A 13,904-nucleotide genomic window follows, 5' to 3' on the forward strand; every position below is an offset into this window, starting at 1 on the left:
TTAGCGATGGAGCCATCGGCTAGGGTCCCGGTCGGAAACACAAAAACGCCGATCGGCAAGCAAACCCTTCGGCGACCGGATCAAGGGAGCGTCCGCTCATGTCCAAGCCCAGGCTGACCTTCATCGGTGCCGGCTCCACCACCTTCATGAAGAACATCGTCGGCGACATCCTGCAGCGGCCCGCGCTCGGCGGCATCGAGATCCGCCTGATGGACATCGACCGCCAGCGGCTGGACGAGAGCGAGATCGTCGCCCGCAAGCTGATCGCGACGCTGGGGGTGAAGGCCAGCGTCACGACGTTCACGGATCGGCGCGCGGCGCTGGAGGGGGCGAACTTCGTGGTGGTCGCCTTCCAGATCGGCGGCTACGAGCCGGCGACCGTCACCGATTTCGAGGTGCCCAAGCGCTACGGCCTGCGCCAGACCATCGCCGACACGCTGGGGGTCGGCGGCATCATGCGCGGCCTTCGCACGGTGCCCCATCTCTGGGCGATCTGCGCGGACATGACCGAGGTCTGCCCGGACGCGATCCTCCTGCAATACGTCAACCCGATGGCGATCAACACCTGGGCCATCGCGGAGAAGTACCCGCACATCCGGCAGGTCGGCCTCTGCCATTCCGTGCAGGGCACCGCCTTCGAACTGGCGCGCGACCTCGACATTCCGCTGGAGGAGATCCGCTACCGGGCGGCCGGCATCAATCACATGGCCTTCTATCTCGAGTTCGAACATCGGCAGAAGGACGGGTCCTATATCGATCTCTACCCCGCGCTTCTGGAAGGCTACCGAGCGGGCCGCATCCCTAAGCCCTCGCACTGGAATCCGCGCTGCCCCAACAAGGTGCGCTACGAGATGCTGACACGGCTCGGCTATTTCGTGACGGAAAGCTCGGAGCATTTCGCCGAATACACGCCCTATTTCATCAAGGAAGGGCGAGAGGATCTGATCGAGCGCTACGGCATCCCGCTCGACGAATATCCCAAGCGCTGCGTCGAGCAGATCGAGCGCTGGAAAAGCCAGGTCCAGACCTATCGCGCCGCCGAGCGAATCGAGGTGAAGGCCTCGCACGAATACGCCTCCTCGATCGTGAACTCGGTCTGGACCGGCGAGCCCTCGGTGATCTACGGCAACATCAGAAACAACGGCTGCATTTCCTCACTGCCGGATGCGGCGGCGGTCGAGGTTCCCTGCCTCGTGGATTCCAGCGGCATCCAGCCGACCCGCATCGGTCGCCTGCCGCCGCAGCTCGCCGCCCTCATGCGCACCAACATCAACGTGCAGGAACTGACGGTGGCTGCGCTGGTAGAGGAAAAGCCGGAACACATCTATCATGCGGCCATGATGGACCCGCACACGGCAGCCGAGCTCGACCTCGACCAGATCTGGCGACTGACCGAGGATTTGCTGCGCGCCCACGGGACCTTCATTCCCGAATGGGCGCGTCCGAAGCCGGACGGCCGCCGCGACGCCGCCTGACGGGTGGCGGCGGAGGCCAACATGGACGAGGCGCTTTTGCGTCGCTTCCGGGCGCAGGGCTCGGCCATGCGCATCGTGACGCTGGCGCGCAGCCGCCACCGCCTGCACACGATGCCGACCTCCACCGGCTACGATCACCTCAGTGACGACGCCGGCTATCGCTGGGACGGGCAGAAGCGCGGCAGCGCGCCCTTCACCGTGCTCCAGCACACGATCTCGGGCGCGGGTCAGCTCGTGTTCGAGCGCCGCAGCTTCGAGGTCGGCCCCGGCCACACCATGCTGGTGCTCATCCCTTCGAACCACGTCTACACCGTGCCCAAGGGCGGGCACTGGGAGTTCTTCTGGATCTCCATGTACGGGGGCGAGGCGCTGCGCGTTCACCGCGCGGTGCAGGAGCATGCCGGGCCGGTCTTCCGGCTGGCGAAGGCGACGGTGGACGTCATTGCCGGAGAATGCCTGAAGCTCACCGAGGGCGGCGGGACGACGCCCGGCGCGGCCTCAGCCCATGCCTATGCCGCGCAGATGGCGCTCTACGACGACATTCTCGGCCCCGGCCGCCCGGCGGCCGACGACGGCGCGGGCACGCGCTGCGCGATGGAGCTCGTCAAGACGCATGTGCGCGACCATCTGACGGCGCGCCTGTCGGTGGACGATCTCGCCCATCTCGCCGGTTTCAGCCGCGCGCATTTCACCCGCCTGTTCACGGCGGCCGAGGGCATCTCGCCGGGCGAGTTCGTCCTGAACGAGCGCATGCGCCGCGCCGCGCGGCTGTTGGCCAGCGGCGAGCAGCCGGTCAAGGCCATTGCGATCGACTGCGGTTTCGACGATCCCAACTATTTCGCCAAGGCCTTTCGGCGCGCCTACGGCACCAGCCCGAGCGATTTTCGCACCAGCGGCATGTACGCGGTGAACGCGGCGTCAGTCGGCTAAGAGTCTGTTTGGAAATTCGGCGGCGGAGGCCCGGCGAGGGATTTTTGGGTGTCGCGAGGCGCCAAACTTGAGTGATGCGAAGGCGCATCGACGAGGATTGGCAACGGTCCATGCGGACGGGCGAAACATCTGATGCGCTTGCGCAGCACTGCTGCGCTTGCGCGGCATGTCTCGCCCTGGGGTGACAGCGAAAAAGCACCGTCGAACCGACCCGACCGAGTTTCCAAACAGGCTCTAAGACGCCGCGCTGCTGGCGGCCGCGACGGGCAGCACGATTTTACCCGTCATCGGACATTTTGCTTCTTTCGCGGCTTCGGAGCCTGGCGATAACCTCCCCCCGAGACGAACAGGCCGATCCGTTTCGACCCGTCGCGGCAGGGGCCGAGGCTTGGCGCCTGCCCGGCTAAGGCGCGATCGCCAAGGCCTGAGGCAGGGCGAGGGGTCGGGAGACGGGAGCCGGTCCGGTGATCCGATTTTCACCGGGTGGGACTTGGTCGGCCCAAGAGAAGATGCAAGGGAGGCGCAGCGATGTCCGTGACGATCGCCATCATCGGAGCCGGTTCGATCGGCTTCACCAAGAAGCTGGTATCCGACATCCTGTGCGTGCCCGAGCTCCGGGACGCGCGGATCGCGCTCACCGACATCAACCCGCGCAACCTCGCCATGGCCGAGGAGATCGTGCGCCGGATCGTCGAGGCCAACGGCCTGCCGACCACGGTCGTGGCCGAGGGCGACCGGCGCCGGGCGCTGGAGGGCGCGCGCTACGTCATCAACTGCACGCGCATCGGCGGGCTCGAAGCCTATGCCAGCGACATCCAGATCCCGCTGAAATACGGCGTCGACCAATGCGTCGGCGACACGATCTGCGCCGGCGGCATTCTCTACGGCCAGCGCAACGTGCCGGCGATCCTCGATTTCTGCCGCGACATCCGCGAAGTGGCGGAGCCCGGCGCGCGGCTCCTGAACTACGCCAACCCGATGGCCATCAACACCTGGGCGGCGATCGACCATGGCGGCGTCGACACGATCGGCCTGTGCCACGGCGTGCAGAACGGCTGGCGCCAGATCGCCAGCGCCTTGGGCGTCCCGCGCGAAGAGCTCGACTATATCTGCACCGGCATCAACCACCAGACCTGGTACGTGGACCTGCGTCACAACGGGCGGCACATCGAAAAGGACGAGCTCGTCGCCGCCTTCGAGCGCCATCCCGTCTTCTCGCAACAGGAAAAGGTGCGCATCGACGTCCTGAAGCGCTTCGGCTTCTACTCCACAGAGTCCAACGGGCACCTGTCGGAATACCTGCCCTGGTATCGCAAGCGGCCCGACGAGATCGGCCGCTGGATCGACATGTCTGACTGGATTCACGGCGAGACGGGTGGATACCTGCGCTACTCCACCGAAAGCCGGAACTGGTTCGAGACGGATTTCCCCGCCTTCCTGGAGGAGGCCGGTCAGCGGCTCGACCCGGCGCGCCGCACCGACGAGCATGCCAGCCACATCATCGAGGCGCTGGAAACCGGGCGCACCTATCGCGGACATTTCAACGTCAAGAACCGGGGCATCATCACCAATCTGCCGGCCGACTGCATCGTGGAATCCACCGGCTTCGTGGACCGGTTCGGCCTCAACATGGTGTCGGACCTGACGCTGCCGCTCGGCTGCGCGGCCACCTGCCAGGCCTCGGTGGACGTTCAGCGCATGGCGGTCCGGGCGGCCGTGACGGGCGATGTCGATCTCCTCAAGCTCTCCGTGCTGCACGACCCGCTGGTGGGCGCGATCTGCTCGCCCGAGGAGGTCTGGCAGATGGTGGACGAGATGCTGGTGGCCCAGGCCGCCTGGCTTCCGCAATATGCCGACGCCATTCCCGCCGCGCGCGAGCGCCTGTCGCGCGGCACCGTGCCGACGCGCCAATGGGCCGGCGCGGCGCGGCGCGAGGTGCGCTCCGTGGAGGAGGTGCGCGAGGCGACGGCGGCCCGGCGCACGATGGGCGCGCTCGGCCAGCGCCCCGGCGCCTGAACCGAATAGCCAGCGGCGCGTGACCGAATAGCCAACGGCATCTGAGCGAACAGACTGCGAAAAGGGCGGCAGGACCGGGCGTCAGATCCGGCCTGCGGCTCGAATTGGGAGGAACGGACGCATGACGAAGTGGTTTGCGGGCACCGCGCTGGCGGCCCTCTCGGTGGCGATGCTCGTGGACGGGGCCTCGGCGCAGGCGCTGAAAGGCCCCGAGCCGGCTCCGGTCGGGCAGAGCCTGCAGAAGGGCGAGGGCGTGCGCATCGCGCGCGACAAGCTGATGCGGGTCGAGGCGCTGGAGCGCTACGGCGAGCCCGGCTGGGTCGCCGACCTCGTTACCGAGGGCAAGCTTCCGCCCGTCAAGGACCGCCTGCCCGAGCGGCCCATCGTGGTCGACACGTCGAGCGTCGAGGGACCGGGCGTCTATGGCGGCGTCCTGCGCCATGTGTCGGGCTCGCGCCCGCAGGGCTGGAACTGGGCGGCGGGCAACGTGCTCGCCTGGGGCGGCGTCGAGGAGATCATCAGCCAGTGTCTGGTGCGCAACGCGCCGGCCTGGATGCTGACGGCCGAGAACACCGAGCCCCTGCCCCAGCTCGCCACCAGCTGGGAATGGTCGACGGACGGCCACGCCCTGACCATGCATCTCCTGAAGGGCGCCAAATGGTCGGACGGCCAGCCCTTCACGGCCGACGACGTCGTCTTCCATTGGGAAGACAACATGAACGACCCCAATGTCGCCGCCTGGGGCCGCCCGGCCGCCTATGGCGAGGGCACCAAGCTGGAGAAAGTGGACGACGCGACCATCCGCTGGGTCTTCACCGAGGCCTTCCCGGTCACGACGCTCTACCAGATGGGCTACCAGAAGATGTGCCCCGGCCCCGCGCACATCCTGAAACCCCTGCACCCTAAGTATAACAAGGACGCGACCTACGGCAGCTACGCCACGGCGCTTTCGCCCGACAAGACGCCCTGGGTGACGATGGGCCCCTGGACCGTGACGGAGTACCGGCCGAACCAGATCATGGTGATGCGCCGCAATCCGTATTTCTACGAGGTGGACGACAAGGGCAACCAGCTCCCCTATCTCGACGAGGTGCAGTACAAGCTCTCGACCTGGGAGGACCGCACGATCCAGACGGTGGCGGGCTCGGCGGACTACGCCAATCTCGAGGACCCCAGCCTTTATCTGGAATCCATGCGCCAGGCTCAGAAGCCGGACTTCCCGACGCAGGTCATCTGGGGGCCTCGCTCGATCGACTGGAGCGTGCTTCCGAACTACTCCACCGTCTGCGGCGCCGCCTCCGACCGCGACCGGGCGATCCGCGAGTTGAACCGCAACGGCGAGTTCCGCCGCATCGTCTCGCAGGGGATCGACCGGCAGGCGCTCGGCCAGTCCCTGGTGCGCGGGCCGTTCATCATTCCCTTTGCCGGCGGCCTCCATCCCGAGAGCGACTTCGGCTCGCCCGACATGACGGTCTTCTACCCCTACGACCTGCCCGGCGCCAAAGCCGCGCTCGCCAAGATGGGCTTCACCGACACGGACGGCGACGGGATCGTCAACTGGCCGGCGGACAAGGGTCCGCTCGCGGGGCGCAATCTCGACATCAACCTCGCCTATTCCACCCTCTATCCCACCGACACGAGCATCGCGCAGTCGCTCGCCACCATGCTGCGCGAACTCGGCATCAACGCCGTTCTCCAGCCCAACAACACCGAGCTGGTCAATCTGATCGACGGCTGCGCCTGGGACTGGGTGGTGCGGCGCGGCGACCGCTACGCGCAGGCGCCGATCATGAATCTCGACTATCTCGCGCCGGTGGCCGCCAACCGGCCCGAATGGCATCGCGGAACGCCCGAAAAGCCGCAGGAACTCCTGCCCTTCGAGACCGAGCTGGTCGCCCTCGTGCGGCGCATCCAGAGCGAGCCCGACGCCGGCCGGCGCAACGCGCTGCTGCGCGACTTCAACCGCCTGCAGACCGAGAACGTCTACCAGATCGGCCTCGTCTCCGTTCCCGCCGCGCTCCTGATCGGCAAGCGGCTGCACAACGTGCCCGCCGGAACTCCGGTGCTCGCCTATGGCTGGGGCGAGGACGGAGCGATGCGCGAGCGGCTCTTCGTGCCCACCTCCCAACAGGGCACCGTTCCCGAGCTGGCGCCGCGTACTCTCCCGGGCGTGCGCTAGCGGGAACCCCGCCGCCGGAGCCGCGCGCTCCGGCGGTGCCTTGGCGCTTCGCCGGTCAGGTTGGCGAAGCGGCCCGCTTCCGCAGAGCGCCACGCGTCGCGAAGCAGCCCGCTTCGCCCTCGCCTTTCTTCCCAGAGCCGCAAGGGAGCCTTCCATGCTCGGCTTCGTCCTCCGCCGCTTCGTTTCCGCGCTGGGCCTCGTCTTCGCGGTGAGTCTGGTGTCCTTCGCCTTGATCCAGGCGCCGCCCGGCGACTACGGCGATACGATCAAGGCCACGGCCATGAGCCGGGGCGGCATGGGCGAGGCGGATGCCGAGCGGCTGGCGCAGCAGACGCGCGAAAGCCTCGGCCTCAACGACCCCCTGCCCGTCCAATACGCAAAGTGGATCGGCGGCATCGTCACGCGCGGCGACTTCGGCCCCTCCTTCCTGCAGAACCGGCCGGCGATCGCGGTGATCGGCGAGCGCATCTGGTGGACGCTCGGCATCGCCGTGGTCTGCCACCTCCTGGCGACCCTGATCGGATGCGGGCTCGGCATCTTCGCCGCCGTCCACCAGCACCGTTGGGGCGACCGGGCGGCGACCGTGATCGCCTTTCTCGGCATGACCATCCCGCGCTTCTTCATGGCGCTGGTGATCCTCTATCTCCTGGCCTTCGTCTGGCGCTCGCCGACGATCGGCTCGCTCTTCTCGGCGCCCTACGTGCTGGCCCCCTGGAGCGTGGCGAAGTTCCTCGATCTCGTCGCCCATGTCTGGCCGCTGGTTCTGATCGCGGCCTTCGGCGGGCTGGCCTACAATCTGCGCGTCATGCGCGGCAACCTGCTCGACGTGTTGCGCCAGCCCTATGTGGAGGCGGCGCGCGCCAAGGGCCTGCCCGAGCGCAAGGTGGTGATGAAGCACGCGGTGCCGAACGCCATCCACCCGCTCGTCATGAACCAGGGCCTCATCATGCCCTACATGGTCTCGGGCGAGCTGGAGGCGGCGATCATCCTCGCCATCCCCACCATCGGGCCGCTGATGCTCCAGTCGCTTCTCGTCGAGGACATCTACGTGACGGCCTCGATCTTCATGATTCTCGCGGTGATCCTCGTGATCGGCAACTTCCTGGCCGACATCGCGCTCGCCGCGCTCGACCCGCGCGTGCGGCAGGGGGCCTTCCGATGACGCTTCTGGACGCCAAGACCGCGCTGGACGAGGAGCGCCGCCTCCAGCACCCCGAAGACGCCGCCCGCGAGGAAGGGCTTCTCGCCGACGCCAAGGCGCCAACCGAGGTCAAGTCGCGCTCCTACCGCGCCTCGGTCTGGCGCCGCTTCCGGCGCAACCCGCTGGGCATGATCGGCCTCGCGCTTGTCGCCCTCGTCGCGCTCGCCGCTGTGTTTGCCGACTTCCTGGCGCCCTACGATCCCAATGCGCGCAACGCCGAGGCGATCTACCAGCCGCCGCAGCGGCTGCATTTCATGGCGGAGGACGGGTTCCATCTCGTGCCCTTCACCCATCCGATGAGCTTCGAGCTGGACCCAGCGACCTTTCTCCTCGTGCCGACGATCGACACGCAGACGCGCTGCCAGCCGACCTTCCTCGGCCGGGGCTGGTCCTACCGGATGCTCGGCTTCACTTTCGACCGGCATCTCCTGGCCGCCCCGCAAGGCTGCGCCTTCAACGTCATCGGCACCGACCGCGACGGTCGCGACATGCTCTCGCGCCTTCTGGTCGGCTCGCGGCTGACGCTGCTGATGGCCGGCCTCGTGGTCGCGATCTCGGTCACGGTCGGCACGCTGGTCGGCATCCTGTCGGGCTATCTCGGCGGGCGCGGCGACGAGTGGATTCAGCGCCTCGTGGAGTTCGTCCTGGCGCTTCCCGAACTGCCCCTCTACTTCGCGCTCGTGGTCGTGATCCCGCGCAACACCGACGCCCTCCTGGTCTTCATCGGACTGGCGCTGATCCTTTCGGCGCTGCGCTGGGCGCAGCTGGCGCGCGAGGTGCGCGGCAAGACGCTGCTCGTCAGCCGGCTCGACTATATCGGCGCGGCCGAGGCGATCGGGGCGAGCACGCCGCGCATTCTCCTTAAGCACATCCTGCCGAACGTGCTCGGCCATGTGATCGTCGCCACCACCCTGATGATCCCGACCATCGTGCTTCTGGAAAGCTTCCTGTCGTTCCTGGGCATCGGCGTGCGCCCGCCGCTGGTCAGCTGGGGCATGCTGCTGAACGCCGCGAGCGATCTCCAGACGCTCGGCTCCTATCCTTGGGTGCTCTCGCCCATCGGCGCGATCCTCGTCACCGTGCTCGGCTTCAACATGCTCGGCGACGCTCTGCGCGACGCGATCGACCCGACCTCGAAATAGGAGCCATGCCCATGACCCATCTCCTCGAAGTCGAGAACCTGTCCGTCACCTTCCGCCACGAGGACGGGGCTGTGGAGGCGGTGCGCAACGGCGCCTTCCATGTCGACCGGGGCGAGACGCTGGCGATCGTGGGCGAATCGGGCTCGGGCAAGTCCGTGACCTCGCGCGCCGTGATGCGCCTTCTCGCGGGCAACGCGGCCCTCTCCAAGGACAGCCGCGTCCGCTTCCTCGGCCAGGACCTGATGAAGCTCACGGAACGGCAGATGCGAGCCGTGCGCGGCGGGCGCATCGCCATGATCTTCCAGGAGCCGATGAGTTCGCTCAATCCGATCTACCGGATCGGCGACCAGATCGCCGAGGCGATCACCACGCACCGGCCCATGCCCCGCAAGGCCGCGCTCGCCGAGGCCCTGGACCTCCTGCACCAGGTGCGCATTCCCGAGCCGGAAATGCGCCTGTCGCAATATCCCCACCAGCTTTCCGGCGGCCAGCGCCAGCGCGTCATGATCGCCATGGCGATCGCCAACGGGCCCGATCTCCTGATCGCCGACGAGCCCACCACCGCGCTCGACGTCACCGTCCAAGCCGAGATTCTCGATCTCCTCGACGCGCTGAAGCGCGAGCGCGACATGGGCCTGATCCTCATCACCCACGATCTCGGCATCGTGCGCCGCCGGTCGGACCGGGTCTGCGTCATGCGCAAGGGCGAGATCGTGGAGCGGGGCGAAACGGCGGCCGTGTTCGACGCGCCCGCCCATCCCTACACCCGAAAGCTCCTCGCCTCCGAGCCGCGCGGCCTGCCCGATCCGATCCCGGACGGCGCGCCGGTGGTCATGGAGGCGCGCAATCTCGACGTCTTCTTCGACATTCGCTGGGGTGGGCTCCTGCGCTCCAAAACCCATGCCCTGCGCGCGATCGACGACGTCACCCTGTCGATCCGGCGCGGCGAAACGCTCGGCATCGTGGGCGAATCGGGCTCGGGCAAGTCGACCCTCGGCAAGGCGATGCTGCGTCTTCTCAACGTGCGCGGCGGCGAGATCCTGTGGCGCGGCGAGCATCTGGAAGGGCGAGACAAGGCTGAGATGCGCCCCTTGCGCACGCAGCTGCAGGTCGTCTTCCAGGACCCGTTCGCCTCGCTCAACCCGCGCATGTCGGTGCGCGACCTCGTGGAGGAAGGGCTCGTCGTCAACAAGATCGGCGCATCGGGGGCCGAGCGCGAGGCGCTGGTGCGTCAGGCGCTGCGCGATGTCAATCTCGATCCCAACTGCCTCAACCGCTTCCCGCACGAGTTCTCCGGCGGCCAGCGCCAGCGCATCGCCATCGCGCGCGCCATCGTGCTTCGTCCCGAATTCGTGCTGCTGGACGAGCCGACCTCGGCGCTGGACCTCTCCGTCCAAGCGCAGATCATCGAGCTCCTGCGCGGTCTCCAGCGCAGCCACGGCCTGACCTATCTCTTCATCAGCCACGACCTGAAGGTCGTGCAGGCGCTCTGCCACAATGTCGTCGTCATGAAGAGCGGCCAGATCTGCGAGCGGGGCGCGACGGCCGAGGTCCTGGCGAACCCGAGCCATCCCTACACACGCCGCCTGATCGCCTCTGCCTTCCAGCCTTAGCGGATTTTCAGCTCGCGGGCCTGACGCGAAAGAGCCTCAGCCCGTCCGCGAAGGGCAGCGGTTCGAGATAAGGTGGCACGTCGCCGGCCGAAAGGCTGGCGAAGAGGCCGTTCTCGTAGGGGCCTTTGAACGCGCCGCGCGGCCCGTCGGCCTCGCAAAGGGCGATCACGCCGACATCGGCCTTTCGCAGCAGCGCTTCGGCCTCGACCGGCGGTGCCAGGGCGATGCGCAGTTCGGCCAGCATGCCGGCCTGGTTGCGGTGATAGGGCGCGGCGAGCACGCGGTGCGGCGTGAACCGCAGGATCCAGGTTCCGGCGTCGACATCGGCGGCGACCGTTGTCGGCGCGAGGGTCGCGAGCGGGGCCATGGCCGCCGCGCCGTAGCAGTTCGAGCTTGCCTGATCGGCAGCGTTCTCCTGGCGCGAATCCACCGTCGCCTCCAGCTTGGCCGGCTTCTTGAGCAAGACATAGCCCGCCACCGCCCAGGGCGCCGAAGGCGCGCAGAGCGCGGCGATCCCGAAGGCGAGCGCCGGCCCGAGCCGGCCTTTCGCCGCGAGATGGCGCGCCCGCAGATCCGCCAGAAGCAGGGAGAGCGGCACGATCGCCAGGAGATTGGAGAACATCGCCCCGCGCACCTGCACGACGGCGACGCCCAGCGAGACCAGAAGCAGAACCGCCAGCACCGCATGAGCCCGGACGCGCTCGCCCCGCCACAGGGCGAAGGCGCAGGCCGCCAAAGCGAACAGGCCGGGCGCGTAGAGACTGCCGAGGAGATTGGGCTCCGTGCGCGCGAGGGCCGCGATGGAGCGCGCCTCGCTCACCTTGTCGAGCCAGAGCGTAACCAGCATCGGGTCGAGCCCGGCCAGCGGGTTTCCGAGGCACTCCGGCGCGATCCGCAGGGCCAGGGCGCCGGTCAGCCCACCGATCGCGGCAAGGCAGGCGAACCTCGCCACTCGCCCCCGCCCGCTGGCGAGAAGGCCGGCGAGGCCGAGAAACCCGCCGCCGGCCACCGCCAGCGCATAAAAGCCGAAAGACAGCGCGTCGCAGGTCACCACCCAATAGCGGGCGGGCGGGATCGTAGCGAAAAACAAGGCCGTGACGCCGAGCGCCAGCCCCAGCGAGAAGGCAACGCAGCGCCCTTGGAAGGCCCGCCCCTCCAAAGCCCAGGTGACGGCGACGAGGCCGCAGACCACGGCCACCAGAGGCGTCGTCTCCGCGCCGACGGCGAGCGCCGCCGCCGCCGCCGCCCCGGCCAGCGCATAGCCCCGCCAGCCCGGCCGGGTGACGAGAACCGCCGTCATCACCGCCACCAGCGCCAGTTGCACATTGTGATGGTCGATCGCGCCCGGCAGGAAGCGGTTGGAGGTCGCGAGATAGATCGAGGACAGGATCAGCGCGATGTGGCTCGCCACCCGCCCGCCCAGCGCCTGCCCGGCAGACCCGAAGGCGGCCAGCACGGGCAGCGTCAGCGACAGGGGCCAGACGGCGAGGGCGAGCGCCTCCGCCTGTTCGCGGTCGAACAGCGTGGCGAAAGCGCGGATCAGCGCGGCGATCGGCGCATCCACCAGACGCGACCAGTGCATGAGGACGCCCGGCGGCGGGCCGAGGCGATACTGCATGAGATCGAACCAGCCCTGCCCGGCCAGGAAATCGCGAACCTCGACCAGCCGCATGGCGTCGTCATTGTCGGCGCCGACATAATCGCGCGCCTGGGGCAGGGTGATGAGGCAGATGAAGATGATGGTCGCGGCTCCGTAGAGCGCCACGCGACGGGCCTGCCGGCCGGGGGAAGCGCTGGAGCCTGTCTCGCGGGCCATCGATCCTCATGGCCGATCGGCCATTTCCTCAGGTTTCAGGGCGGGCGAAACCTAGTCTTAACCGGCCCAATAAAAGGTAAAGCCGGCCCGCCCCCTCGGACGCGGCCTTGCGGGCGCGCCTGTTCGCCTATCGCTTGGTGAATAAGAGACATGGGCCAGATCTTCGGACGCCGGATCGCCGTCCTTCTTCCCTGCTACAACGAGGCGGCGACGATCGCCGAGGTGGTGCGCGGGTTTCGCGAGGCGCTGCCCGAAGCCACCATCCACGTCTATGACAACAATTCCACCGACGGCACCGCGCTTCAGGCCATGCTGGCCGGGGCTGAGGTCGAGCGGGAGCGGCGGCAGGGCAAGGGTCATGTGGTGCGCCGCATGTTCGCCGACATCGAGGCGGACATCTACGTCATGGCCGATGGCGACGGCACCTATGCGCCGGCCGACGCCGAGCACCTGATCCGCGCGCTCCTGTCCGAGCGGGCTGACATGGTGGTGGGCACGCGGCGCGGCGTGCGGGAGGATGCGGGCCGGCAGGGCCATGCCTTGGGCAACCGGCTCTTCAACCGGCTCTACGCCTCGCTCTTCGGCCAGGGCTTCACCGACATCTTCTCCGGCTACCGCGCCTTTTCCCGACGCTTCGTCAAAAGCCTTCCCGCCATGTCGGGCGGCTTCGAGATCGAGGCGGAGATGTCGGTCCATGCCGCGCGGCTGAAACTGCCCATCGCGGAGATGGAGCTGCCCTATGGCAGGCGGCCGGAAGGGTCGGTCTCCAAGCTCTCGACCTTTCGCGACGGCGCCAGGATTCTCTGGATGCTCGCCGTTTTGGCCAAGGAAACCCGGCCCTTCGCGGTGTTCGGCGCCTTTTCGGCGCTCTCGCTTCTGGCGAGCCTCGCCTTCATGACGCCGGTGCTTCTGGAATATTTCACCACGGGCCTCGTCAGCCGGCTGCCGACCTGGATCTTCTCCATGGCGCTCATGATGATGGGCCTGCTTCTGCTGACGGCGGGCCTGATCCTCGATTCGCTGGCGCATGCCAGGGTCGAGCAGTTGCGCCTCCACTATATGAGCGTGCCGCAGACCGGCGTGAGCGAGGCCCCGGCGGCCCCCGTCTACCGCAAGCCCCGGGCGGCGGATGCGGCATGAAGCGGCTGATGCGCTTCGGCCTGGTCGGCTTTCTCGGCTTCCTCGTGGATTTCGGGACGCTGGCGCTCCTCCTCCACCAGAGTTCTCTTGGCCCGCTCGCGGCGCGCGTCATCGCCATCGCGCTGGCCCTCCTCGTCACCTGGCAGTGCAACCGGCTTTTCACCTTCGGCGCGTCGAGCCGAACGGTGCTGGCGGAAGGCGTTCGCTACGGGTCGGTCGGCCTTGTCTCGTCCTGCATCAACTACGCCGTCTACTCCGCGCTGATTCTCGCCCTGCCAGCCCTCAACCCGCTGATCGCGCTGATCGTCGCCTCCGCCGCCGCCCTCGCCTTCAGCTTTCTCGGCTATTCCCGCTTCGTATTCCGCAACTGACGCCGGGGCTTGGGTAGGTCG

The 13,904-nt window shown here is 68.0% G+C and carries 10 protein-coding genes; 9 read left to right on the forward strand and 1 reads right to left on the reverse strand.

Annotated elements, in window-relative coordinates; all coding sequences use genetic code 11:
• Nucleotides 1-98 precede the first annotated feature (98 nt).
• The 7 genes from AUL32_RS11415 (at nucleotide 99) to AUL32_RS11445 (ending at nucleotide 10,556) form a co-directional block, all read left to right on the forward strand.
• Nucleotides 99-1,475 carry an alpha-glucosidase/alpha-galactosidase gene (locus AUL32_RS11415; RefSeq protein ID WP_062114948.1) on the forward strand — a complete coding sequence of 459 codons (1,377 nt, stop codon included), beginning with the start codon at nucleotides 99-101 and terminating at the stop codon, nucleotides 1,473-1,475.
• A gap of 21 nt (nucleotides 1,476-1,496) precedes the next feature.
• A complete protein-coding gene (locus AUL32_RS11420; protein ID WP_062115077.1) occupies nucleotides 1,497-2,405 on the forward strand; it encodes an AraC family transcriptional regulator in 909 nt (302 codons plus the stop codon).
• A gap of 528 nt (nucleotides 2,406-2,933) precedes the next feature.
• The gene (locus AUL32_RS11425) at nucleotides 2,934-4,421 is read left to right on the forward strand and encodes an alpha-glucosidase/alpha-galactosidase (protein ID WP_062114951.1); all 1,488 of its coding nucleotides are present in this window, start codon (nucleotides 2,934-2,936) and stop codon (nucleotides 4,419-4,421) included.
• A 121-nt stretch (nucleotides 4,422-4,542) separates the two neighbouring features.
• Nucleotides 4,543-6,600: an ABC transporter substrate-binding protein gene (locus AUL32_RS11430; RefSeq protein ID WP_062114955.1), complete on the forward strand. Its 2,058-nt coding sequence runs from the start codon at nucleotides 4,543-4,545 to the stop codon at nucleotides 6,598-6,600.
• A gap of 154 nt (nucleotides 6,601-6,754) precedes the next feature.
• Nucleotides 6,755-7,762 carry an ABC transporter permease gene (locus AUL32_RS11435; RefSeq protein ID WP_062114957.1) on the forward strand — a complete coding sequence of 336 codons (1,008 nt, stop codon included), beginning with the start codon at nucleotides 6,755-6,757 and terminating at the stop codon, nucleotides 7,760-7,762.
• A complete protein-coding gene (locus tag AUL32_RS11440; RefSeq protein ID WP_082659566.1) occupies nucleotides 7,759-8,943 on the forward strand; it encodes an ABC transporter permease in 1,185 nt (394 codons plus the stop codon). Before AUL32_RS11435 ends, AUL32_RS11440 begins: the two co-directional genes overlap by 4 nt.
• Before the next feature lie 5 nt (nucleotides 8,944-8,948).
• The gene (locus AUL32_RS11445; protein ID WP_082659568.1) at nucleotides 8,949-10,556 is read left to right on the forward strand and encodes an ABC transporter ATP-binding protein; all 1,608 of its coding nucleotides are present in this window, start codon (nucleotides 8,949-8,951) and stop codon (nucleotides 10,554-10,556) included.
• A 7-nt stretch (nucleotides 10,557-10,563) separates the two neighbouring features.
• Here the strand turns inward: AUL32_RS11445 and AUL32_RS11450 are convergent, their stop codons facing one another.
• A complete protein-coding gene (locus AUL32_RS11450) occupies nucleotides 10,564-12,372 on the reverse strand; it encodes a hypothetical protein (RefSeq protein ID WP_062114960.1) in 1,809 nt (602 codons plus the stop codon).
• A gap of 150 nt (nucleotides 12,373-12,522) precedes the next feature.
• Here AUL32_RS11450 and AUL32_RS11455 point away from each other — a divergent pair, with 150 nt between their 5' ends.
• On the forward strand, nucleotides 12,523-13,512 hold the full coding sequence (locus AUL32_RS11455; RefSeq protein ID WP_062114964.1) for a glycosyltransferase: 990 nt from the start codon (nucleotides 12,523-12,525) through the stop codon (nucleotides 13,510-13,512).
• Entirely contained in the window at nucleotides 13,509-13,883 is a 375-nt protein-coding gene (locus AUL32_RS11460; RefSeq protein ID WP_062114967.1) for a GtrA family protein, read from the forward strand. Before AUL32_RS11455 ends, AUL32_RS11460 begins: the two co-directional genes overlap by 4 nt.
• The last annotated feature ends 21 nt before the right edge of the window (nucleotides 13,884-13,904 follow it).

Source organism: Aureimonas sp. AU40 (assembly GCF_001463785.1).
In the GTDB taxonomy this organism is placed as follows: domain Bacteria; phylum Pseudomonadota; class Alphaproteobacteria; order Rhizobiales; family Rhizobiaceae; genus Aureimonas.